Below are 22,283 nucleotides of genomic sequence, written 5' to 3' on the forward strand. Positions count from 1 at the left end.
CATTCGGCCTTCCCCCAACCAAAAGGTTGTCCTGCCGTTTTCAGCAACTGATCCCATCTGCTGTCTTCTCGCTTGTTAACAGCTTGTTGCCAGGCATTCCAGAGGGTTGTCGGAAAACGCCGTCGGTTTCTTGCGTCTCTGGCTAATGATAGAAACATTCCTAGCAGAAATACTGCGGCGAAAACGCCGATCGCCCCGCAGATGAGCAACAGGAGCAAAAAATCCGGCCCCACTCAGCGATTCCTCCTTCCCCATATAAATGCCAGTAAAATGGACAGACACCAAACGGTAACAGCGAGTGCGAGCAATGCTTGTCCGTCTGCAGTGAAAAAATAGAGGCGGTACGCATCTTTTAACAGCAGATGATTGTAAGGAATCAACAGTACACAAATGAAGATAACGATTAGCAGGCTTATCCAGATACTGTGGATCTCGCTATTCCGCTCCTCCCTTTCATCCTGCTGGATAAACATCTCATTTGTCAGCCGGTTGAGCGCGCTTTGGATATCTTCTGTCTCCCCCTCGAAGCCGCTGATAATATAAGTGGCAAAATCGTGTGCCCAGTCATGATTCAACCTTTCCGCAAACTCTTCCATCGCTTTTATCGAACTTCCGCCATCTGTCAATTTGTTGTTGAGCAGGATGAGTTCGGATTGGAGTTCTTTCGGACACTCCTCCATCATTTCACGGAAGGCAATAACAATACTTTTGTGGCTGCTGTAATGTCGGGCAAACAGATCGACAAACCTGCTAAACGAAGCAATCATCCGATTGACTTTCATCGTATAGCGGGCATACAGAATGAGTGTCGGCAACAGGAGCAAAAGGAAAAACAGTGAGAGTGAAACGATGACATTGCCCGCAACCAAACCAACGATGAATCCCAGGCCAGCTCCGACCAATGATCGCAGAAAATAATCATCTGGCGTATACCGGCTATCGGAGACACTGCACCAGATAGAATACTGCCGGTACAAATACCTGCCGTTTTTATCCGCTACCATCTTGTCGCGGAGTATAGACACAGTCGTTGGATAAAACACCTTGGGAGACGTCCAAAAGCGAACAAAGAATGTCGCTGCAACCATAAAACCGACCAGCAGACAGAGGGTCATAGGCAATAACAGCAGGTTATTCATACGTGCCTCCTGTTTTCAGTAAGGCCAAGACTGCGGAGGATATCCAGGTTTGCCTGCCCCATGTAGCACATGTATTCTACCGTTTCCCCCGCCAGTTGCTCTCCGGTCCATTCGTACCGGCCGGTGACTGCATTTCGATAAACCAGGGGTATTGATTCTACCCGCTGCATGAGCTGATTCCACTTGGTAGTATGTATGGCATCGATATAACGATGTCCGTTATTTCGATACTTCAAGGAATTGATAAAATTGACGGCTCGGCTGATGCGTTCTTGGGTCAATTCGATGCTTCGCCCGCCGTATTGGTAAACCAGATCAGTCAGATCGTTCAAGGCCTGATGCGGAAACCGTTCATGCAAAGCGGCAATTGTGGCATCCGTTCCGCGAATCCCGGCGTTAATGAAATGGTGTGCCTCAATCGGCTCGCGTATTTCGCCGATCAACACCGTGTTTGCCGTAGAACGGTAGACGTCTTTAAAAGAGTTTTCCAGGTCAATTCCGATCTCTTCGACGTTTTGCAACTCGAGAACTTCTCCTGGCCACACATCACCTAATCGTATTTCGTGTTCACTTTCAAAGATGGTTATGAAATCCTTCTGCGGGTCTTTTAATTTCAACATGCAGATCATCAACGTTGTCTTGCCGGATGCCATCGGGCCGATCACCAGCACGTTCCCCCGGCCGTACACCTGTTGTTCGATCAATAATTGAACCTTCTCGTCAAAAGCCGGCAGCTCTTGCATCCGCAGCTGTTCAAGCGAGAAAGAAACGGTGGTAAACCTTCTGACGATCACCGTAGGCACGCGTGAATACGGATAAGTGAACATGGTAAGTCTGGCTTTGATCTTATCCAGGTATCCGCTCAGTCTCGGCTTTTTTTCGTTAAACGTCAAACCTGAAGCATTTGCCAATTTTTGTTGGAGAATTTCAACCTCCTGCCAACCCGGTTTATAGGGGAAAAACTTCTTTACCCCTCTCTCCAGGTACGCCACTTGTTTCCCCGCTGCGAGGCGAACCTCCTCAACCCACGGTGACAATTGCAGAACGACGTCGAGAATTCCCCAGCCATAGGTAGCGTATGCAATGCTTTCATAACTGTTGGCCCGCGGATAAATTTCGGCAGTGACCGGGTGCTGCAATATTTCCTCAAAGTAGTGCTTCAGGCGCAAGATAATGTGCCGCTGACTGTCCCTGTCACCGCTTTCCGCTAAAGTCAAATAGCGCTGCATCTCTAAGCGTTCCTGTTTGGAGTTGCCGTAGTAATTCAGGTAATCGCGGGCGGCTTGCTTTATATCTTCAATCGTTTTTAACTGATTGGCGTTCCATGTTCGAGCCTCTATTCTCATTTACATATCGCTGCTCCCTTCCAACCCGCTATTTCATCAACAAATGTCTGCAAGCTGCTGATGTAATCTTTTGGCGGAAAGATTTCTTCTACCAGGATACTGTTCGATTGCAGCGAATAAGCAGCCCTGCTCTCCTGCAGGCGACTGACCTTGCCAAATACCGGCGCACCCGTAACCTCTTTAATGCGCTGCAGGCTGATGCCTTCTTTCGCAAAGTGACTAATGACCAACTGATGGGACACACCAGTCTTTTGACGTTTTCCAAACCACTTCGCGGCACTGTTCAGGCTGAATGGGTCTGAGCGAACAAACATGAGATGGAAATCGCCTTCGCTTTGCAACCGCTGCATGGCCTCCGTCTCGGGAAAGCAGTATCCCCAATCGATAAACACGTAGTCAAAACGCTTTCGAAAAATAGCTAGAAGCGTCGAAATCTCATAGCTTTCCCATCGACTGGCCCCACTGGCATAATACAAGTTATTCAGTGTCGGGCTCCGTTTAAACGCGGCAAACCAATTGCGCTGATCAGCTGCCTGGAGTGTAACCAGGTCCGGCCGATACAGGGAAAGCTGGTGTCCTGAAAGGCCGAAAAAGCGGGACAAATCTGGTTTTTCTATATTCATATCGACAACTGCAACCCTTGCTTCAGGATGCTGCTTGGCCAAGAGTACCGGCAGGTTAATGCAAAATGTAGTCACTCCCGCCGAACCATAGCTGGTCAAGGTGAATACAACCCCTCTGTTTTCCCTCCAAGCGTCATTTGCCAGGACGTTCGCTTTCTCATCGGCTAAGCCAAGAATGCTGCAGAGTCTGCTGCCAATCTCTTCATACGACAAGCTTGCCGGAAGGACATACGTATGGGGCAGCCCCTTATCATCAACAATTCTGTTTACCAGTTGTTCGTCTTTATAAACAGGTATAATGACTTTTATCATTTCCGTCGGAAAGACTTCTGAGAGTGTTGGCAGCCATTCCCAAACGGGCTGATTTACCGACTCGGTAAAAATAACGCACACCTCAGGTTTGTAGGCAGCAGTGTATAACAGACACTCGGTCAAGTCCTCTGCGACTACGACACTGCACTCGCCGGGCATAAACGCTTTGACGAGAGATCTCATTGGGTAACAGACAACGGCCTTCAACTCTACTCTCCCTCCTTCAGAAGAATATGGCCAATCTGCAGAGCGCCGTAATGCATCGCTTCTGTCAAACATAAATATTGCTGATCGGTCAAGTTTAACCCGATATAGGCAGGCACGGATGAAGGCTGCGCTCGGTAATCATGGTAGCGGCGTTCTCCGTCAACAAACTGTCCCGTTTTTGTCCGATTGAAGAAAGCATCGTCCATCTCTGTTGCGTTAGGCAAAATTTGCGGCTTTAGTGTATAAATCTCAATCCCATTGCTGTCTTTTACGGTAACGAGCTGACTTTCAAACAACAGTTCCGCGGCGGGATTGCTCTTTTGAAAATAGGTCGGCGGAGGCAGCGTTTCCAACTCCTGGCTTGGCTTGTATCTCACCCAGACTTTGACAAAATCTCCTTTGCGAAGTTCGGTTATCGGGATCATCCATGTCAGGGGAAATTCATAGCGCGCTTTTCCTTGGTCCGGAAGTAAATGCCCATCCAGCAATTTCTGCTCGATGATTTGCTCCCCCGGGTATATCGGCTGGATGCTGCGTTTTCCAACCACACTGTCAATCGATTGCAAGGACCCTGGCATCACCTCACTGGCCGCCACCTTTTCCAGTACGAGATCGGACCTGGTAATCGGTTCAAACGGCTCTATTTTCTTACCCTGAGCCACTTTTACAATAGGTGTGAACAGCTGTTCCTCTGCCAGTACATGAACGTATTTGGTCGCCGCAAAAAAACAAATGCCTGCCAGAATAAACGAGACGATACCAATAACAAGTAAAGTTTGCTTTTTCATACACCCCATCCTTACTCAAGCACAAGTAACGGTTGAAACGACTCGCTGCATCCGGGGAACTGCTCCAGCAGCAGCTTCCCTGACGACTGCACGGTACTGACCTTGACCGGATCAATGAGTGGAATAAAAGCCGATATTCTGGATTGTTTTGACCCTGTCCAAAGGGAGAGCGTTCCTTCCAATCTTTTTACGACACTCGATCTATCCAACCCGGCATTCCATTTATTGGCGATCAAATGAATTTTATCGCTGTATTTTTTCCATAAGGGCGGAATTTCCTCAGTTGCGATCAGACATGTAATCCGGGGTAAATCAGTATCCAAGACGAACCACAATTCATCCGCCCATTCCGCAATCAGCGCAGCAACCTCTGTATGCCAGTTTGATGACAGATCAATGATCAGAAGAGCAGATTCCTTGCTGTTGGCCAGATACCAGCTGGCTATTTCCGCCTGTCCCATGGACTCGTTTTGCGCATAAGGGGGTTTCATCTTTACCCGCAAGAGCCCGTCTTTAAGCTCAACCGATTTCTCTATTTGATTTGAAGCTGCACTTGGGCTCGCCTTGCCTCTTCTTTCACCATCAAGGGCGAAATAATAGTAAGAGATGCGTTCGGGATGCTCGCAAAGAGTGGTGTAAACCCCTCGACTTGCTTGACAAAAAGCATAGTTAGCAGCCAAAAAACTGGCACCTGCTTGTGGAAACAGACTGCAAACCGCGATGACCCGCCGAAACGTCTGCTCGGCCGACGCAGCCGTATGACTGCCGGTAACGGTTAATTTATTCTTTAAGTCTATCCACTGCCGCTCTTCTTCTTTGGTCTGTGTGAACTGTTTCTTTTCCAGTTCGCGAAAATGATTGAGAAAATGCTGCACTTCCCGAAACATGAATTACATTACCTGAATCGAGCCAGTGTTTGCGATATCATCGTCAGATTTATCGATGTAATTCTTGAATTTCTCAATCATTCCCAGCGTGGTCAGCGTATTGCGATGGTAGTAGTAGATTTTCCGCATTCTCTCTTTTTCCCGTTCAGTCAGCCCAGGCTTCATCTCCAGCGCTTTTTCCATTAAGACAGCCAACTCCAAATTGTTGGGCCGTCCCCGTCTTGGCGGTTGGGCAAGCAGGTTTTGATGATGCTCGTCGAATGCATCAGGATGCTCGATCAGCCAAGCATCTACCACGGCTTCTATGTCCAGATACGTACGAATCCCCAATTTGTAGAGGTATTGAAAATACATGGATGCGGTGCGTTCCTTCCCTCTCCACCGCTCCATATATTGACCGGGTGAAGTAAGGTACAAGGACATGTTCTTCACCAATTCGTCGCGTGATTGGGGTTTGTAATGTACGACAATTTCCTTTACCAGTTGAAACAAAAGATCGTGATAATCTTCTCCCTCTGCTTCACATTCGCAATGGGTTGCATACCATTCCTCTACGGCCAGATCGAAATCCTTCCGGCAGTTGGATAAGCGCAGTTCAACCAAATGGTCATGGAAAAAATCCAGGTCGTATTCCCTGACAATGTGCTCTTGATATGTGGAAAATACATAGTGGATAAACCCCTGTTTTAACTGCTCTTTTTCAAGCACACCATTGCACTGTTCAAAAAAGCGCCCTACCAATTCACAAGCATTTTTAGCCAACATTTCAAAATACCTCCTAACCTTCAATTTATTTATAATAATTTTTTGTTTTTTCTATTTTTACACAATATTACATATATTATCAAACTATTTTTTATTCCGACTTTCTTTACGGGTCTTTGACATAAACCTCCCTGCAATACAGGAGAAGCCCGCCTTGCAACCCATCGGTACAAGGCGGCTTTTGGGAGAAAACTACTCGGTAAAGAAGTACAATTCTTCTCCCGTCGGCAAGAAAAGAGCAATTCTTCCCTTGCGCTGGATGACGGTGGGAGCACTCTCCATCACGATTGCACCGTCATTCATTACGATCCTGTCCCCAAATCGACTGACAGAATCGATTTGGAAAAATCCTTCGGGTATTCCCTTCAACAAGAGACTTTTACCCGGCTTGTGCTTCTGGTAACGCACCTGCCGCCCCAGAAGCACTTCCACCGAAGTGGAATGAACCTGGTGAGCTTCCATTGTTGCCATACGCAACTCCTCCTTCTCTCACCAAAAATTTACGGCCGTTTCATTCGCTTATAAGCAGATGAAACTACTTATACCGTAAAAAATGATAACGCCCTCCGCAAATTTTTTTCTCTACTTTTTTTGTAGGAGGATCTCCTTCACGGCTCCTTCCTCCCAGAGAAGAGGATCTGCCAGATCGGGATACATTTCCGTCACCAGATCAAAAGGGGAAAAATAGAGCGAGTCCACCAGGATCTTTAGTTTGAACTTACGCAGAATGCTGTATGCATCTTCCGTTTTGTAAAACAGCCTTGGCAAGTCCTTGTAATCTTTCACTTGCAAAAGTTCTTTCCACATGTACTCAAAACAAATTTTTGCCCTTTCCTCTCCCTTTACACTTTGAAAATAGTGGAGGGGAAAATGCTTTCGCTTCCCGGCTAGCACCTCCTGGTACACCCATAGAACCTTTTGCGCTTCTGTCGGCCGAGGCAAATACGGGTAGGCATACTCCACCAAGTAGTAGACGTCATCTGCCTTTGCTTCAATTGGAGGCTCTATGAATTCGCTGACAAGGTGCAGCTTCAATTCCTTCACGTCTTTCATGGTGAGCTGTTCTCTCGCCTGTTCTGGCGTCCACTGCTTGACCGTTTCGATCGCATACCGCAGGACTAACTGAATTTTTTTCTTTCTAAACTGAATGTTCTCAAATTCATATGGTGAAAAACGCTTTTGATCCCCGCTCAAGATGCGTTTATATCGCTCGATGATCGAAGTAGGCATAGCTTTCACTCCTGTCATTCGGCTGGTTTACCTTAAAGTACCACGCCGAATTAGGACAAAAATAATAGTGAAAAAGACTTGCTTCGATGTTTTCCTCAGTGAAAGCAGGTTTTTCCGCATTCGTCCCGCAAGCGGGCACATCTTTTGTCGCAGAAAAAAAGATCTTCCATGGCTCCGATCCGGCTGGCGACTAATCATAAAGTCCCGATTGGGATACACGGCGAAATGACAGCCTAATGGAATCCCAAAGCAACTGGACTTGTTTTGTTGTCTCGATTGTGACATGATAGATGCCTTGACGATACAGAGACTGGACCTCTCCCTTCTGATGGACCACTGCAACCTTACCGGACCCCGACTGCAAACCGGCCTGATTCAGACGGTACAACAATTCCGCCTCTTCACGCGCCCCCCGTACAATATCGGCCTGCAGGGACTTGGCCTCTTCTGTTGTTGCAATCAACACCTTTTTCTCTCTTCCCTTTTCATCGATGGTGGTCCACTCTCCGGCTGATCTTGCCCCTTTGCTGATCAAGTCTGCTGTTTGCTGCGTCTTCATTTCCGCCAGATCTGCCTGCTCAACAAACAACAGCAGTGATAGAAACCCGGCGATACATAAAAAGAAGAAGAGCGAGGAAAGCAGGGCTGAACCGCGCTCTTCTTTCATTACGTCACGAAACGTCCTGCTCAATTCAGTCCCCCTCCGCATTTTCTATCATCATGTGATAAGATTCTGTGACTTCGTATTTTCCGCCAGAGGCCGGGAGAGTAAAATGGAGAGTCGCTCTGGCCTCAAAATGGTTGCCCTTGCGCCATCTGCCCTGGGGCAAGATACGGATCTCTCTCAGTTCAGCCCCAATCGCTTGATCCAGCTCCTCCATACCGCGCTGCTGGCCGTGGTAGCTGGCCAGTCCGGCATTCGGCTGAACACAGGCAATTCGTCCAGCTTCGTAGGCCGCCGCCAACGCTTTTTGCTTGTTGAACATGATGGCAAATTGATCAAAAGAAAACATGAGCAGGACCCAAAGTAACGGGAAGACAAAGATAAACTCCAAAAGCTGGCTTCCTCTCTCTTCCTTCCAGAAACGCCTGACCCTGTCAAATCGCATTCGCCTGCCCCTCCAACAAATAAACAAGGTAAGCCGCAAACAGATAGACAGCAAAGGGCAAAGCCAGAGCAGTGGTCTTGTGGGTCGGCAGCCAGATTTCCCGATGTCCTGTCCACCCGGCCGCCATCACTCGCAGATTCCGGAAGGCCGCAGCACACTTCCGCGGGTTGACCACCAATGCCGCTAAACAAACAAAGATGGAGTAAGTGAACAGCTTGTATGTCCCGACAGCCCCGATCCAAACACCTACGATCATGAACAGCTTTTGGTCACCCATCCCCATCCCGCGGCTGAGAACCGGCAGTAGGGTAAGGGCAAACCCGCAGCTTAAACCGCCGACAGCCATCCATATTTCCCCGCAAAGCAGCTGGTAGGCCAATCCGATGATGAAAAAAATCACCAGCATGCGATTTGGAATCTTCCGATAATGACTGTCCCAAATGGCAGCCAACCCAAGCAGCGCAAATACGGCAACAGCCGGCATCGTCATTTACTGATCTTGTCTTTTAGCTCATTCAGCTTATCGTCTTCCGCAGAACCCAGCTCCCCTAAGGTAGGAATAATCAGAATCAAGATGACGGCGATGATAATCACCATCTCAACAATCGTCACACCATCCTCTTCCTTCACAAACCTCCCGGCGTAAGCTTGTACCGCTTTCATCAGCACCATCTCCTTTTCTTTGCTTAACTCTACTCTGACAAAAGACAGTGCCCTGCGCAAAATGATTTGCCGTCTGCATCGCTATTCGCTGCTACAAGTGCTGCCTGATTCCGATAAACGACGGCCCCATTACCAGAAACAGCAGCGGGATGCCCATAAACACGACCAAAAAAGGCAGCAGCCGGATATTCAGACGGTTGGCAAAAGTGGTCGCTTCATCCTCCTGAAAGCGCAATTGCTCCTCAATGTGGTGGGTAAGCAGGCCGGATATGCCGGAACCTTTGGTCAAAGCGTCATTGATGTCTGAAACAACTGCCATCAAGCTGTCTACATCCCAGAGATATGCCATTTCCTCCAGCGCTTTTCGCCAATTGCCATATCGTTTTTCCTGAACTTCCAGCAGAGCAAACTCCCTGCCCAGTCTCCCGGTCGACCGTCTTGCCGTTGCCCGAACGGCAGAGTGAATCGGCATGCCTGCCTCAACCAAGGCTTGGACAATCCCAAAAAAGACGGGAATCTGCTCGCGTATCTCTTGCTGTGCACGCTTGTCATAATGATCGATAAGCCAGGTTGGAAGAAAAAACAACAAAAGTGCAGGGATGAGTGAGACAAGCTGAATTTTCCCGGATACGCTGCCGCCAATACCTGGGCCGGCTATCATCAGGAAACTGACCAGCAGGCAGACCGCCCCAATCAACCGAACGTATAGAATTTCTTCAATCGATACTTGCCAGCGCAGGCGGGCCAGACTCCTCGCCAGTTTTTCCCGGTCCAGCCCGACGATACCGGCTAACTGCCCGGTCAGCTGCGGATTCGCCATAAGGCGCCTCAGTCCAGGTAAGAAAAAACTCCTTTTTCCCGGTCGAAATGCCGTTTGGAAGCGATGATTTTGCCCGGAATCAATTCTTGCGTAGATATCTGTCGGCTTTTCACCAAGGGGAAGAAAACAATAGGGGAGAAGCAGCAGGAAAACAGCCAAGCCGATTCCCAATCCGAAGATCATATTTCCTTGCCTCCTCTGTGTAGAGGGCGAAGGGCAACATGACGGATGATTTCGCCGCCCGCAAGAATCGCCAGAAATGCCCCCAGCATCAAGACCCGCCCTTCAAAATCAGCCGTAAGCGGATCAAAGTGATGAGGATTGTTCACCAACAAGCTGATCACAAAGACGAACGGCATGACGCTTAGCAGATTTACCTGGGCGAGAATTTGGGACATTGCTGCCCGCTGCCTTCTCAGTATTTGCCGTCTCCGTAAGATAGAAGAGGCAGCCGAATCCACAGTTTTCGCCAGATTCCCCCCCAAGTCCCGCTGGATGAGCACGATCGAGGCCAAATGCAAGACGTCGGCCGAACCAGTCTGTCGATACAGCATCTGCAAGGCGGTCTCAAGGGGAATTCCTCCCCTCAGCAGTTCGACAACCCGTCTGTATTCGGTACGGACCATCTCTCCCACAAACGGACTGTCAGCTGCCTGCTCAAACGCATGCAGGTAGGATGGGTTTGCCCGCAGCGCTCCAGCCATGATCCGCAGCGCCCGAACATTCCCCTCCTCAAACCGACTGCTCCGATTCGCCATCTTCACCCGCAAAAAACGCTCGCTAAACAAAATACCCACGAGCAATGCCGGCAGCCCCAGCCACCACGAGTGCAGGACAAAGCTGCAAAGGAGATAGCTTATTCCTCCAGTGATCCCTGAAAGCGCCATATACTGTACAGCGCTAAAGCGAATTTGCGCCCGCTCCAATCTTTCCTGCAATTTGTCCAGCAGGTTCTTTTTCCCTTTTATAAGTTGACTGCCAACGACATGGCTTTCCCCGTTGAACGGTATGCCCGCTTTCACAATCGGATAAAACAACACAACGACAAAAACACCGGCTGCGACTGACATGTATAAGGCCAATGCCATAGCTTCCTCCCTTACCTATTTACAGGAGTGGAAAAAAAGACTTGATCGATCTCTTCCTTCGTCAACCCTTTCGCCAACCACTTGCGAATAATCCGCTCCGGCTTGTAGCCTGTCCATTTAAACTGGCCGACCACCTTTCCGTTGACCACTCCGGTTGGCTCATAGACGTAAATATCCTGCAGATAGACCCGGCCCGGAATGACGTGTTTTACATTGCAGGCCCGGCGAATCCATTCCTCATGCGATTCCCCGGTTCCGACTACCTCTGTAATGGCGACGACTTTACGGCTCCCGTCCTCTTCAAACCGCTTTACCTGAACGATCAAATCAAGTGCCGATCCAATCATCAATTTGCGTTCTGCAGAACTGTAAGATTCGTTCGCTTTCCCGAACAAAATCGGCAGGGTTGAATCGATTAAGCCGCGGGGGGAATTGGCGTGGGCCGTACTCCAGCTCCCCGGGTGATCGGTATTCATCGCCCACAATATGTCCACGATCTCCCCGCCCCTCGTCTCCCCGACGACGATCACATCGGGCCGTTTTCTCAGCGACAGGCGAACGCAGTCCTGGATGGAAAACCCCCCCTTCCCCTCGTGATTGGGAGGTTTGGCAAGAAAGCGGCGGACGTAGGGATGACGAAAGTTCATTTCCAATACATCTTCAATCGTAATAATGCTCAAATGGTCGGGAATGTAATTGGAGAGCAGATTGAGCAGATGCGTTTTGCCTGAACCGGTTCCGCCGCTCACGATACCGGAGGTCCGGGCAAGTCCAATCGACCATTTTAAAAACTGCAGCATCGGCTCACAAATAGAGCCGAAGCGCAAATACTCCTCTTCGGACAGCAGGTCGCGATGTTTGCGGATCGTCAGCATGTGACCGTCCGGTGAGATTGCACGATGGGTTGCAGCGATCCGCGACCCTTCCGGCAATTGGGTGTTCAGCTCCGCTCTGGTTTCGTTAAACTCGCGACCCATGGTAGCAGCAATTTGCTCAATCAACCGCAACAAATGTTCCTCATCCCGAAAGATCCTCGTCTGAAGCGGATCCAGCTTCCCCGTACTCTTTCTTTCCACTACTACCCAATCATGCCGATGCACCAGGATTTCCGTGATATCAGGATCGTTGAGCAAGGGATCGAGCGGCCCCCAGCCAGTCAAATCCTGTACTAATTTTTGCACCTCCATGTCCATTTGACTGCTTGTCAAAGGCGCCTTCATCTCCAGAAGCAGGCGGATATCCCTGATCAATTCGTCCATATACTCCTTGTTGTCCTTATCTTCCCACAGCCTCTGGCCATGCTTTTCCACAATGTTCATCTTTACTTCGGCAAGCAAACCTGGCGCCAACTGGGGGGCTTCCTGCTTTTGTGGGGCCTCTTGAAGCCAATCGGCGGATTTTTGCTGGGCTCGCGTGTAATTGGATTGGCGAATATCACTGATGTGCATATGATTGGCCGGCAGATTTAAGCCGAGCAGCCTTTTGCGGTCAAAAGTCATGTAACCCCGCTCCTTTTCCGGAATAGTCTGGACAAAAGCGAACCGGCTTTTTTGTTCTGTTCACCCGATCGATGCTCCTCTCCTGATTGCGTGATCGGTACCAGTGATTGGGCGAGGCTGATCAAGGCTTCCTTGGCCGCGGATCGGCCGCTGCTGAGCATCAGCGGCACGCCGGAATTAATCGATCGCTTCACCAAGTCATCATCAGGGACAGAGAAGATTGTCTTGCTTGAATGAAGCTGAAAGTAAGCCCGCATCTCTTCCAATGTAAACATTTCGCGGCGGGAAAGGCGGTTGATGCAAATCTGTATCCGCTCTTCCGGGTATTCCGCCTCCCGGAGCAGCTTGAGCATGCGCTGAATGTTTTCAATCGCATCGATGACAGGATTCCCCACCATGACCACCTGTTCGGCAAAGAACAGCGCCTGGATCGTGGCATCGGTCGTATCAGGGGCTGTATCCAGCAAGATCACATCGTACTCGCTCTGCTTCAAGGCCTGTAAAATCAGATACAGGTGATAATCCTTGATGTCAAAACTCTGCCGGATCTCCCGCGGCGAAGTCAGCACATGCAGACCAGTCTCCTGATGGACGACAACGTATTTTTGTATCTCATCGGCAGGGAGAGCCAAAGACATGCAGTACTCCTGCCACTGGGCGTGGCTGACCGCTGCCGGGTCATATCCCTCTCTCTTGGCTAGCCCGGACAATTGCTCGTCAATCGCCTCGACCCACGTAAACAGGTTCGGCGTACGGGGCAGGTTCAGGGAAGTGGCAATTGTGCCCAAGTCCAGATTGAAGTCGACGGCAAGTACCTTTAATGGCTGCCCCTCCACTGTTTGGCTCCTCCAATAGACGGCCAATTCTCTGGATACGAACGTTTTTCCCACTCCGCCTTTCGGTCCGTACACGGTGATAAAATGCTTTGGCCGATTTGCTTTGGCAGATTGCACCGAGCCCTGCCCGCTTTGTAGCGGACGGGGCAAGTCAGCCGGAGCCGAATAGGTAGCGGGAAACTGCGTAACCAGCACCTCTAGCTGGGAAACCTGCAGGGGTTTTGCCAAAACCAATACACCCAAACTGCGTAAAAACGGCTCCCACTGCCATTCCCTTTCCGGGCAGACAGCGATACAGACAATCTGTGGAAAGTAAAAGCGGATCTGCTGACAGACCAGGCCAGGCTCCGAATCCCTCGTGTATCCGACGACAACTGCATCCGGTTGGCAGGCCTGGACCAGTTGCAGAACCTCCGCTGCCCGGCTTGTCTCGCCGCATATCTGGATGTACGGGCTGCCCGCCAGCTTTCGCTTTACCTCTTGAACGGCTGCCGGGTCCTCCTCCACAATGATCAGACGCTTTTTTATCACACTCATCATCTCTCCTCCCCCGAATCACTCCATCGCTTCTTCGTCTTGAGCAGAGCGGACGCAAATGCATGATCGCCGATACCCGGTCCCTTCGCCTCCAAACGCGATGCTTCTGCCAGGTGAATTTTCCCGTAGTGCAGGGCATGCGTCAAAAGCACGGCCTGATCCAGCGTAAGTCCGATCGTCACGGCTGCCAACCGGGGAATTTCCCCATCCATTTCCCGCTGAATCGAAAGAATCGGCATTTCCCGCAGCAGCAGCCCGGAATGCGCCCCGTCCTGATCCTCGAAAGAAGCGTATATGTGAACTTTGCTGCCCACTGGCAAATGGGGAGTAATACCGACGATATTGTCGACCGGGATGCTCATTCCGGTCATGCCCGCCTGCAGACTGCCGCTGCTTCCGCCTTCCCCTTGCCGGTCCAAATCCCCCAACATCAGCGGTTCGCCACCTGTGACCCGGTGTGCCAGCGGCGTACCCAGGTAATACTCCGCATCCGCCCAAGGCAGCAGACCGGGTACCGGTGAACGATCGGCAGAGAAGAACCGGTTGACCGGCAGAACAGCTTTTTCGATCTGCTCTGCCTTAAGCGGCGTTCCTCCCTCGGCGACCACGCCTTCGCGAACTTTTATGTAAGAAAACATCTCCGGTTTCATCAGGTGATACGTACCGTACGCCAACGTCCCGGCAAGCAGAAGTACCGCCGCTAACCGGAAAGGGTGTATCGCCTGCCACTTGCCCGCCATCCGCCTTCCTCCTCTCCGCTTTCCCTCTGCCACTATGGTAATGCACCCTAGTAGGACAAAAAAAATAACCAAAATGGAAAATTCAAAAAACTATTAACTTGCGGTATAATAGATCTGACAATTGATAGTTTCGACCTTGCGCCTGTGTTGTGTCCCATACTGCAGAAAGGTAACAACGGTTATGAGCGATTTTTGGAAAGAGTTGTTTAATCGCCTTCCAGATTGGTTTTTTTCCGTTACCGCAGGACTCATCTTGCTGACCTTGGCAGTTGTTTTGATCTGGTTTATTCTCGGCGCCAAACGGTTTTCCGATGCGATGGGGCGCGAAAACAGACTGGCCATTCTGCAGGACGAGATCAGCAAAGAACGGGATAAAAGCCGGGAGAGCTCCGAAATAGCCTCGCAAATAAGCCGGGCGTTGGAGAATGCCCAAGTGTATTTGAATCAGTTGAACGCCTGAAAAAAGTTCAGGAACACGAGCTGCTCGCAGAGGTTCACAATCTATTTCAACGCTTGGTGGAGGCATTGGCTTCCGATGTAAAATACCGTCCCGGCGAACGGCACAGATGCGGCCTTTGGATCGAATCGGGCGGCGAGCTGATCCTGCTGCACGCCAGTGCCGGTTTTCCCGACCACTATCTGAGAAACAGAAGGCTCGACATCGAGAGGTCCATTGCCGGAAAATCGTTCCGCAGAGGACAAACCATCGTGCTCGACAACGTCAGGGAAAATGACGACTGGGAACCCAATCCCGAATCCAGCAGTCCGTACCTGGCGCTCATTTGCATTCCGATTGGGAGATGGGGTGTCCTCACGGTTGACGCGCTTCACCCGATGAAAGAACATGTAAAAATGATTTGCGAGCTTTACGGCTGCATGATAGAGGGTGCAATGGAAGAGTATATGAGATTGCTTTCCGTCACGGAAATAGCAGCGTCCAAACCAGAGAAAAAGCAAGCTTGACAACACTCGATGAGGGAGTGATTCACATGATCAGCTGCGAACAAGCTCCATTCATGCGAATCGCGGCCAGGTTGGCCCTGGAAAAGGGAGTCATCTCCCAGGAGCGTTACGATGAAATTATCCGGGAGATAGAACAGGTTGAAGCAGAACAGCAAAAGACCAACGAACGGCTGCTGCGCATCACCAAATCCAAGATTCTGGAAGATAAACAGATCGTGTGAGTGCCTGCTTTAGCATGCACCAAAAAAATGAAGCCACAGCGCCTAAGCATTGTGGCTTCATTTTTATGTATTTCGTTCGTATATCAACCGCAGCCCCTTCAGCGTCAAATTCGGATCGACGATATCGATACTGTCGGTCTCATCGGCAATCAGCGCCGCCAATCCCCCTGTCGCGATCACTTTTGGATTGGACCTGGTCTCCGCCTTCATTCTCCAGACGATGCCCTCGACTTGGCCGATAAAGCCGTAGAATACCCCTGACTGCATGGATGCAATCGTATTTCGTCCGACAACACTCGGCGGTTTCGCAATCTCAATCCTGGGCAGTTTGGCCGCCCGGCTGAACAACGCCTCGGTAGAAATGCCGATCCCCGGAGCGATCGCTCCGCCCCAGTAACGCGCCTGTTCATCGACATAGCAAAACGTCGAAGCCGTCCCGAAGTCGACGATCACCAGTGGAGTGCCGTAATAATGGATAGCCGCCACCGCGTTGACGATTCGGTCCGCTCCCACTTCGCGCGGGTACTCAGATTTGATGTTTAACCCGGTCTTCACGCCTGGCCCGACGACCAGCGGTTTTTTCCGAAAGTACTTCATGCACATGCTCTCGATGGAGAAGTTCAGCGGAGGAACAACAGAAGATACGATCACGCCGTCAATCTGTTTGAACGTCAAACCCGCATTCTGAAACAAACTGCCCACCAACATGCCGTATTCGTCCTCTGTCTTGTTGCGGTCGCTGGCGATGCGCCAGTGGTGGATGAGCTCCTCGCCCTGATACATGCCAAGTACGATGTTGGTATTCCCTACGTCGATCACCAATAACATCGCCCAAAACCCCTCTACGTCATCATTGCTCCACTTATTATAACAAAAAGGCTGGAATATATCGCTGATTTGGTCGCCCACCCAGTCACTGCTCCCAGCAAAAAAAGAGCCGGAATGCCCCTGTAAAAGGAAAGCTCTGTCGGCTCTTGCCTGACCATTTGATCAACCCGTCACAGAATCGCTCAAAAGGTTTAAACCGTTGAACACTCTTTACACGTTCCGTACACTTCAAACTTATGTCCAGTTACCTGAAAGTCATCAGGCAGATGAGACATGATGTTCATCGGACAGTCGGGCAGCGAAGAAGTTCTGCCGCACACCGTGCAGATGACATGGTGGTGATGGTGTCCGTGCCGAGAGCACGCCAGACGGTATTTGCCCTCTCCATCCAGCTCCGTCTCTTCCAGAATGCCCAATTGAACAAATGTGGACAGATTGCGGTAAACCGTATCAAAACTCAGGGTTGGATACTCTTCTTTCATCAGTTCCAAGATATCTTTTGCGGAGAGGTAACGTTTTTGCTCAGCACAGATGCGAATGATTTCCTCCCGCTTTCCCGTGTACTTAAAACCATTATCCTTAAGCATTTGCAATGCTTCCTCCACAGTCATGATGTCTTTATTCCCCCCTTCTCGTCTTTATCCGTTTAACGCCAAGCACTCCGATCAATAACAAGACGGCTATCAATACAATCGTACCGCCTGATGCCCAGTCAAGTAAATAGGAAAAGTACAAGCCTGAGAGCACCGAGGTCTCCGCAATCAAGATCGCAATCCAGATCGCCTGCCGAAAACTGCGGGCAATCTGCAGGCTGGCGGCCACGGGAATCGTAATTAAAGCGGAGATCAGAAGCACCCCGACAATCCGCATGGAAGCTGCAATCGTCAGCGCAACGAGAACCATAAACCACAGATTGATCACATTTCGGGCGACACCGGAGACACGGGCGAACTCCTCGTCAAACGAAACGACGAAGAGTTCTTTGTAAATCAAAAGAACCGTCCCGGCCACGACGACGCTTACACCGACCAAGGCCCACAAATCACTGGCCGTAACTGTGACGATCTTGCCGAAAAGATACGAGTACAGATCCGCGTTAAACCCTTTTGCGATACTGACCAAAACCGTAAACAGGCCCAATCCGGCCGAGATGATGATCGGAATCGCCAAATCCTGATACGCTCTGTACAATTTCCGCAGCCGCTCGATAAACAGCGAGCCGACTACCGAAAACGCCATCCCGAAGAACAGCGGGTTGACACCACCCAGCATCGCCACTTTTTTTGACAGCAGCATTCCCGCCGCCACCCCGGACAGCGTGACATGCGACAGGCCGTCAGCCATCATCGACAACCGCCGGACGACGAGAAACGTCCCCAGCACCGGGCAGATCAAGCCGATTAAAATGCCGGAAAACAACGTATAACGCAAAAAATCATAATGCCAAAAGTCCGCTAACATAACCGTCTCCTTCTCCTTGGATCCTATGCCATCTCATCTGGCTGTCAATGACTGTGGGCCAAAAGGCGAATGCCTTCGCCGTACATCGACTGCAGAATGCGGTCCTGGTTGTGGGCAAAGTCGTCTGTTGAGCCGTGAAAATGCAGGCGCCGCTGCAGACAGGCCACTTTGTTGACCCATTGCGTCATCACGCCGACATCGTGGCTGACGATCATCATCGTCATGCCTTTTTCTTCCTTTAAGGAACGAAGCAGCTCGTAAAATTGCTCGATGGAATCCTGATCCACTCCCACCGTTGGCTCGTCTAACACCAACAATTCCGGCTCCGACACAAGTGCCCTGGCGATAAAGACCCGCTGCAGCTGCCCGCCGGACAAGCTGCCGATCCGCTCTTCAGCCTTTTCCTCCAGACCGACACGCCGGATGACCTCAGCTACCTTCGCATGATGTTCGGCCCGAAAGCGACGAAACAATCCCAGTTTGCCGACCAGTCCGGAACTGACGACTTCTCTTACCGTGGCGGGAAAGCCGCCCGTTCCGTGGGCCGCCTGCTGCGCCACGTAGCCAACCTTGGTCCAGTCGCGAAAAGAAGACAAAGGCTTGCCTAACAATTCGACAGTCCCCTCCGTCGGCGTCAGCAGCCCTAGTATCAGCTTCATCATGGTAGATTTCCCCGAACCATTCGGCCCGACGATTCCTACAAAGTCGCCTCGACGCAGCGAGAAGTCTATTCTTTCCAATACCGTCTTTCCCTCATATTGAAACGAAACGGAAGATAATCTGACAACCGCCTCTTCATTCTGTTCCATATACATCACCATTTCATAATCATTCCGATTTATGTTGTTCCTGTTTTATTATACCCATATGCCAGGGTGATGTAAATAAGACCTATTCCGATTTGAATCTGTTACAATCTATCATGCCCACCGAGAGGACTCCCTCTTCAAGCGCCGCAAGATACTAAGGGGGAGGTGAATCGGTAACATCTTGGACATACTTATGAATTCCTGGCTTTGCCAAGCGCTTCGTGCAGGTGGAAAAAAATCTACCACTTTCAAACAAAAACTGGTAGAATGGAAGGGAACGCACGTTTGCTCAAAGGGGGTGAAATCATGTCTGATCATCATTACAAAACGTTTCATATCTGCATCAAGAAAGGGCATCGCTTATTCCCTTATTGTAAACAGATGTGTCAAAACGCCAAGCATTTATATAACATCACCAATTTTTATATCCGACAAGCATACACTGCACTCCGGCAACAAAAACCTCTGCAACCCCTGCAAAAAGAAGCACTAAACACGATTCATTATCGGAAGCGATGAACGAACGACAACGCCAAGCCTATCGGTCAAAAGTGGCAAAGGAACAACAAAAACCCGTGGAACAGCGTCAAAAGGATTCGATGCAATGAATTCGTTCTGCCAACTAAAGAAAGCCCTTACATCGACTATCATTTTTTGGACAGTTTATTCAAAATCATGGAACAAAAAGAGTATCGCTCCCTTCCGACCCAATGCAGTCAATGGGTGATGAAGGGTGTATTTCAAAATTGGCAATCCTTCTTCGCGAGCATCAAGGACTATCGTCAACATCCAGACAAATATACCGGAAACCCAGGATTCCGGCATACAGTCGTGCGAAAGAAAAGGAAATCCTGTTCACGAATCAGGATTGCACTATAAAAGAAGGGAAGTTTCTCAAATTCCCAAAAACTAACCAGCGACTAAATATCGGCAAGCCTGGGAATACCGTGGGAAAGTTGAGACAGTTACGAGTTGTTCCGAGATATGGGCAATACGTCGTTGAATTGATCTTTGCCTGTCCGCTCGAAACCAAGATGACGGAAAAAGGCAAGTACATGGCGATTGATCTCGGCATTGATAATCTTGCAACCATTGTCACTACAACGGGTTCGCGTCCGGTATTGGTGAAGGGCAAGCATATCAAGCGATCAATCAGTATTACAACAAGAGGAAAGCTCATTTTCTGGGCATCCTTCGTCAAGGAAAGGAACCGAAAGAAGGACAGCATACCTCCAAGCGATTAGAGCGTTTGCATCACATTCGGCATCGCAAAATGAAAGACCTGTTTCACAAGGCAAGCTACCAGATTGTCCAGCTTGCTGTCCAGCAAAACATCGGGGCGATCGTCATCGGACATAATCCGGGCTGGAAACAAAAAGCCAACATCGGCAAAAGAAACAACCAGTCCTTTTGTCATATCCCCCATCATCTGTTGACTACTATGATCCAATACAAAGCAGCCCGGCGGGGGATTAACGTGCAATTCACAGAAGAAGCCTATACTTCCAAGGCCAGTTTTCTGGATGGTGATCCCCTGCCTCCCTATGAACAAGGAGCCACACATCGGTTCTCTGGAAAACGGATCAAACGCGGCTTATATAAGAGTGGGAAAGGCTTGGTCAATGCCGATGTGAACGTTCGGCCAATATCCTGCGAAAAGTAGTCCCAACCGCTTCGGCTCATGGGATAGAGGGGTTGGACGGTACTCAGTCCGTCAACGTGCGGGCACCACTGGTGCTCCGCATTCGTTAGCTTGCGATTGATACACCAGAAACCCCCACTTCAACCGGAGCCCGAGCGATGGTAAGTGGCGGGAGTATTCATTCATTTCTGGTTTCAGAAACTTTTTTTCATGTGATATAATGAGCGTGGACAATTCTGATGGGAATCCGGCTTCGACTGTACAGCCGGTTTTTTGTAAATGAAGCCCAATCGGTAAAAGGAGGTTACAGTCGATGAGACCCCCCCGCTTAGCCTTGGTAAGCGTACTTGCCTTTTCACTCCTCACGGGATGCGCTTCTTCGCAATCCGCGCCGGAGACAAGCGGAAAGCAGCACCACGCTGTGGGCGGTGATCTGCAAGAAACGACCGCTTCCCTGGATGAAACGCCAACATTCCTGGAATCAGTCGATCCACAGATAAAAGAGGTATACCAAATCGCCGCCAAACACATTGACGTGTTGGAATATATGCCTTGCTATTGCGGTTGCGGTGAGAGTGCCGGTCACTTGAATAACCAGCACTGCTTCATTAACGAGGTGAAAGAGGACGGCTCCGTTGTCTGGGATGACCACGGTACCCGCTGCGGCACGTGTCTCGAAATCGCATACGTGGCAAGCGGATTAAAGGACCAGGGAAAATCCCTGACGGAAATTCGGCAGATTATCGACGATCACTACAAAGAGGGCTACGCCAAACCTACCCCGACACCAATGCCTCCAGCTTAACTCTTTGAGCGAGCTCTTTGATGTGCACAGGCTGCTTTTTCCCAGAGGAAAAAGCAGCCTGTTTGCTTTAGCTGGATTGCAGCAGGTGTTCCTGGATAAATTGCGCAACGCCGTCTTCCTCATTAGACTTGGCAATGTAGCGGGCCAGTTCCTTGATCGACTGCGAAGCGTTCCCCATGGCGATCGAGTGGCCGACGCGGGACAGGATGTCCCGATCGTTATCGGCGTCGCCAAATGCAGCCACGTCGGCGGCATCGATCCCCCATTTTCTCAAAAAGTACTGCAGCCCTTCCCATTTGTTGACGCCTTTTTTCATGATCTCCACATTCTTGATTCCCGATGACGTAATGTCTGCTTCCTCGGTCCAGGGTGCCGCAACCTCGCGTACCCATTCCAGCACGGCCGGACTGCCGCTCCAGAAAAAGATTTTTACCACGCTGATTTGCCCTGAAAGAATGCTGTCAAAAAGTTCGGCTTTCTCGATCCCTTTTGACAGATGGTAAAACGTTGTCTGCGACAGCAGAACTCCCGTCTCTCCTGTCCCGGTCTTTTGCAATTCGTCGATTTGCTCCCGATCCTCCCGAATAATCCAGCGGTTGCTCTCGGTGTCATGCAGTTCGTAGTAAACGGGACGCTGTCGGATTTGCTCAACCAGTTCCACGACTATCCTGCCCGGCAGAAGACTGGACTGAACAAGCTTTCCATCCCGTTCAAAAATGGCCGCGCCATTGCTGCAAACATACCCGTCAAAAGGAAAGTTGTCGATCGGCATGCGCGCCGAGACAAATGTCCGCCCGGTGGAGAGCAGCAGCTTGCAGCCCTCCTGCTGCAGCCTGCGGCATGCCTCCTTCGTCACCTCAGTCATCCGGGAATCGCGTGTGAGCAGGGTACCGTCCATATCAAATGCAGCCAGCTTTATGCAAGGCACATTCAACCTCCTCCCTCCTTGTGAAAAAAGGAGCACC

General features: G+C 50.2%; 26 protein-coding genes and 1 pseudogene. 5 read left to right on the forward strand and 22 right to left on the reverse strand.

What is annotated here, in order from left to right; all coding sequences use genetic code 11:
* Positions 1-233: 233 nt before the first annotated feature.
* The 17 genes from HGBM_RS21275 to HGBM_RS21360 all read right to left on the reverse strand — a co-directional run bounded on the left by HGBM_RS21275 (position 234) and on the right by HGBM_RS21360 (position 14,589).
* Entirely contained in the window at positions 234-1,139 is a 906-nt protein-coding gene (locus HGBM_RS21275) for a type II secretion system F family protein (RefSeq protein ID WP_019123114.1), read from the reverse strand.
* Complete coding sequence (locus HGBM_RS21280; RefSeq protein ID WP_019123115.1) at positions 1,136-2,485, reverse strand: ATPase, T2SS/T4P/T4SS family; 1,350 nt, start codon at positions 2,483-2,485, stop codon at positions 1,136-1,138. The genes HGBM_RS21275 and HGBM_RS21280 overlap by 4 nt, the downstream gene beginning before the upstream one ends.
* Positions 2,482-3,627, reverse strand: coding sequence for a CpaE/TadZ family protein (locus HGBM_RS21285; protein WP_026074579.1), 1,146 nt, complete (start codon positions 3,625-3,627; stop codon positions 2,482-2,484). Before HGBM_RS21285 ends, HGBM_RS21280 begins: the two co-directional genes overlap by 4 nt.
* Before the next feature lie 2 nt (positions 3,628-3,629).
* Positions 3,630-4,415, reverse strand: coding sequence for an SAF domain-containing protein (locus tag HGBM_RS21290; protein ID WP_019123117.1), 786 nt, complete (start codon positions 4,413-4,415; stop codon positions 3,630-3,632).
* Between the two features lie 11 nt (positions 4,416-4,426).
* Positions 4,427-5,302: a P-loop NTPase family protein gene (locus HGBM_RS21295; protein WP_019123118.1), complete on the reverse strand. Its 876-nt coding sequence runs from the start codon at positions 5,300-5,302 to the stop codon at positions 4,427-4,429.
* 3 nt (positions 5,303-5,305) lie between these two features.
* On the reverse strand, positions 5,306-6,067 hold the full coding sequence (locus HGBM_RS21300) for a hypothetical protein (RefSeq protein WP_019123119.1): 762 nt from the start codon (positions 6,065-6,067) through the stop codon (positions 5,306-5,308).
* Between the two features lie 192 nt (positions 6,068-6,259).
* Positions 6,260-6,538 (reverse strand): hypothetical protein, encoded by a 279-nt coding sequence (locus HGBM_RS21305; RefSeq protein WP_019123120.1) that lies wholly within the window; start codon positions 6,536-6,538, stop codon positions 6,260-6,262.
* Positions 6,539-6,649: 111 nt separating this feature from the next.
* On the reverse strand, positions 6,650-7,297 hold the full coding sequence (locus tag HGBM_RS21310) for a DUF4046 domain-containing protein (protein ID WP_019123121.1): 648 nt from the start codon (positions 7,295-7,297) through the stop codon (positions 6,650-6,652).
* Between the two features lie 190 nt (positions 7,298-7,487).
* A complete protein-coding gene (locus tag HGBM_RS21320) occupies positions 7,488-7,964 on the reverse strand; it encodes a hypothetical protein (protein WP_035287663.1) in 477 nt (158 codons plus the stop codon).
* 25 nt (positions 7,965-7,989) lie between these two features.
* Positions 7,990-8,406, reverse strand: a complete 417-nt coding sequence (locus HGBM_RS21325) for a TadE/TadG family type IV pilus assembly protein (RefSeq protein WP_019123124.1) — start codon at positions 8,404-8,406, stop codon at positions 7,990-7,992.
* Positions 8,396-8,896, reverse strand: coding sequence for a prepilin peptidase (locus tag HGBM_RS21330; RefSeq protein WP_019123125.1), 501 nt, complete (start codon positions 8,894-8,896; stop codon positions 8,396-8,398). Before HGBM_RS21330 ends, HGBM_RS21325 begins: the two co-directional genes overlap by 11 nt.
* The gene (locus HGBM_RS21335) at positions 8,893-9,069 is read right to left on the reverse strand and encodes a hypothetical protein (RefSeq protein WP_019123126.1); all 177 of its coding nucleotides are present in this window, start codon (positions 9,067-9,069) and stop codon (positions 8,893-8,895) included. Before HGBM_RS21335 ends, HGBM_RS21330 begins: the two co-directional genes overlap by 4 nt.
* Positions 9,070-9,160: 91 nt before the next feature.
* Positions 9,161-10,072: a type II secretion system F family protein gene (locus HGBM_RS21340; RefSeq protein WP_019123127.1), complete on the reverse strand. Its 912-nt coding sequence runs from the start codon at positions 10,070-10,072 to the stop codon at positions 9,161-9,163.
* A complete protein-coding gene (locus tag HGBM_RS21345) occupies positions 10,069-10,977 on the reverse strand; it encodes a type II secretion system F family protein (RefSeq protein WP_019123128.1) in 909 nt (302 codons plus the stop codon). The genes HGBM_RS21340 and HGBM_RS21345 overlap by 4 nt, the downstream gene beginning before the upstream one ends.
* Positions 10,978-10,988: 11 nt before the next feature.
* Positions 10,989-12,476, reverse strand: a complete 1,488-nt coding sequence (locus tag HGBM_RS21350) for a TadA family conjugal transfer-associated ATPase (RefSeq protein WP_019123129.1) — start codon at positions 12,474-12,476, stop codon at positions 10,989-10,991.
* Complete coding sequence (locus HGBM_RS21355; RefSeq protein WP_019123130.1) at positions 12,473-13,849, reverse strand: AAA family ATPase; 1,377 nt, start codon at positions 13,847-13,849, stop codon at positions 12,473-12,475. Before HGBM_RS21355 ends, HGBM_RS21350 begins: the two co-directional genes overlap by 4 nt.
* Positions 13,849-14,589: a CpaB family protein gene (locus tag HGBM_RS21360; protein ID WP_019123131.1), complete on the reverse strand. Its 741-nt coding sequence runs from the start codon at positions 14,587-14,589 to the stop codon at positions 13,849-13,851. Before HGBM_RS21360 ends, HGBM_RS21355 begins: the two co-directional genes overlap by 1 nt.
* Positions 14,590-14,770: 181 nt before the next feature.
* On the opposite strand from HGBM_RS21360, the gene HGBM_RS21365 reads away from it, so the two are divergent.
* Genes HGBM_RS21365 through HGBM_RS21375 form a run of 3 tightly spaced genes read left to right on the forward strand, consistent with a single transcriptional unit; the run spans position 14,771 to position 15,773 of the window.
* Positions 14,771-15,049 carry a hypothetical protein gene (locus HGBM_RS21365; protein ID WP_019123132.1) on the forward strand — a complete coding sequence of 93 codons (279 nt, stop codon included), beginning with the start codon at positions 14,771-14,773 and terminating at the stop codon, positions 15,047-15,049.
* 20 nt (positions 15,050-15,069) lie between these two features.
* Positions 15,070-15,552, forward strand: coding sequence for a GAF domain-containing protein (locus HGBM_RS21370; RefSeq protein ID WP_342626548.1), 483 nt, complete (start codon positions 15,070-15,072; stop codon positions 15,550-15,552).
* 26 nt (positions 15,553-15,578) lie between these two features.
* A complete protein-coding gene (locus HGBM_RS21375; protein WP_019123134.1) occupies positions 15,579-15,773 on the forward strand; it encodes a hypothetical protein in 195 nt (64 codons plus the stop codon).
* Between the two features lie 63 nt (positions 15,774-15,836).
* Here HGBM_RS21375 and HGBM_RS21380 read toward each other — a convergent pair whose 3' ends face one another.
* From HGBM_RS21380 to HGBM_RS21395, 4 genes are all read right to left on the reverse strand, one after another.
* On the reverse strand, positions 15,837-16,601 hold the full coding sequence (locus HGBM_RS21380) for a type III pantothenate kinase (protein ID WP_019123135.1): 765 nt from the start codon (positions 16,599-16,601) through the stop codon (positions 15,837-15,839).
* A 191-nt stretch (positions 16,602-16,792) separates the two neighbouring features.
* The gene (locus HGBM_RS21385) at positions 16,793-17,212 is read right to left on the reverse strand and encodes a Fur family transcriptional regulator (RefSeq protein WP_019123136.1); all 420 of its coding nucleotides are present in this window, start codon (positions 17,210-17,212) and stop codon (positions 16,793-16,795) included.
* Between the two features lie 7 nt (positions 17,213-17,219).
* Positions 17,220-18,062, reverse strand: coding sequence for a metal ABC transporter permease (locus HGBM_RS21390; RefSeq protein WP_019123137.1), 843 nt, complete (start codon positions 18,060-18,062; stop codon positions 17,220-17,222).
* 44 nt (positions 18,063-18,106) lie between these two features.
* Positions 18,107-18,871 (reverse strand): metal ABC transporter ATP-binding protein, encoded by a 765-nt coding sequence (locus HGBM_RS21395; RefSeq protein ID WP_390621006.1) that lies wholly within the window; start codon positions 18,869-18,871, stop codon positions 18,107-18,109.
* A 306-nt stretch (positions 18,872-19,177) separates the two neighbouring features.
* Between HGBM_RS21395 and HGBM_RS28220 the strand changes: the two are divergent.
* Positions 19,178-20,623 (forward strand): annotated as a pseudogene (locus tag HGBM_RS28220) (RNA-guided endonuclease InsQ/TnpB family protein).
* A 203-nt stretch (positions 20,624-20,826) separates the two neighbouring features.
* A complete protein-coding gene (locus HGBM_RS21415) occupies positions 20,827-21,318 on the forward strand; it encodes a PCYCGC motif-containing (lipo)protein (protein ID WP_019123140.1) in 492 nt (163 codons plus the stop codon).
* A gap of 67 nt (positions 21,319-21,385) precedes the next feature.
* Here the strand turns inward: HGBM_RS21415 and HGBM_RS21420 are convergent, their stop codons facing one another.
* Positions 21,386-22,246 carry a Cof-type HAD-IIB family hydrolase gene (locus HGBM_RS21420; protein WP_315969979.1) on the reverse strand — a complete coding sequence of 287 codons (861 nt, stop codon included), beginning with the start codon at positions 22,244-22,246 and terminating at the stop codon, positions 21,386-21,388.
* Positions 22,247-22,283: the final 37 nt, after the last annotated feature.

It is taken from the genome of Brevibacillus massiliensis (assembly GCF_000311785.1).
Taxonomy (GTDB): domain Bacteria; phylum Bacillota; class Bacilli; order Brevibacillales; family Brevibacillaceae; genus Brevibacillus_C; species Brevibacillus_C massiliensis.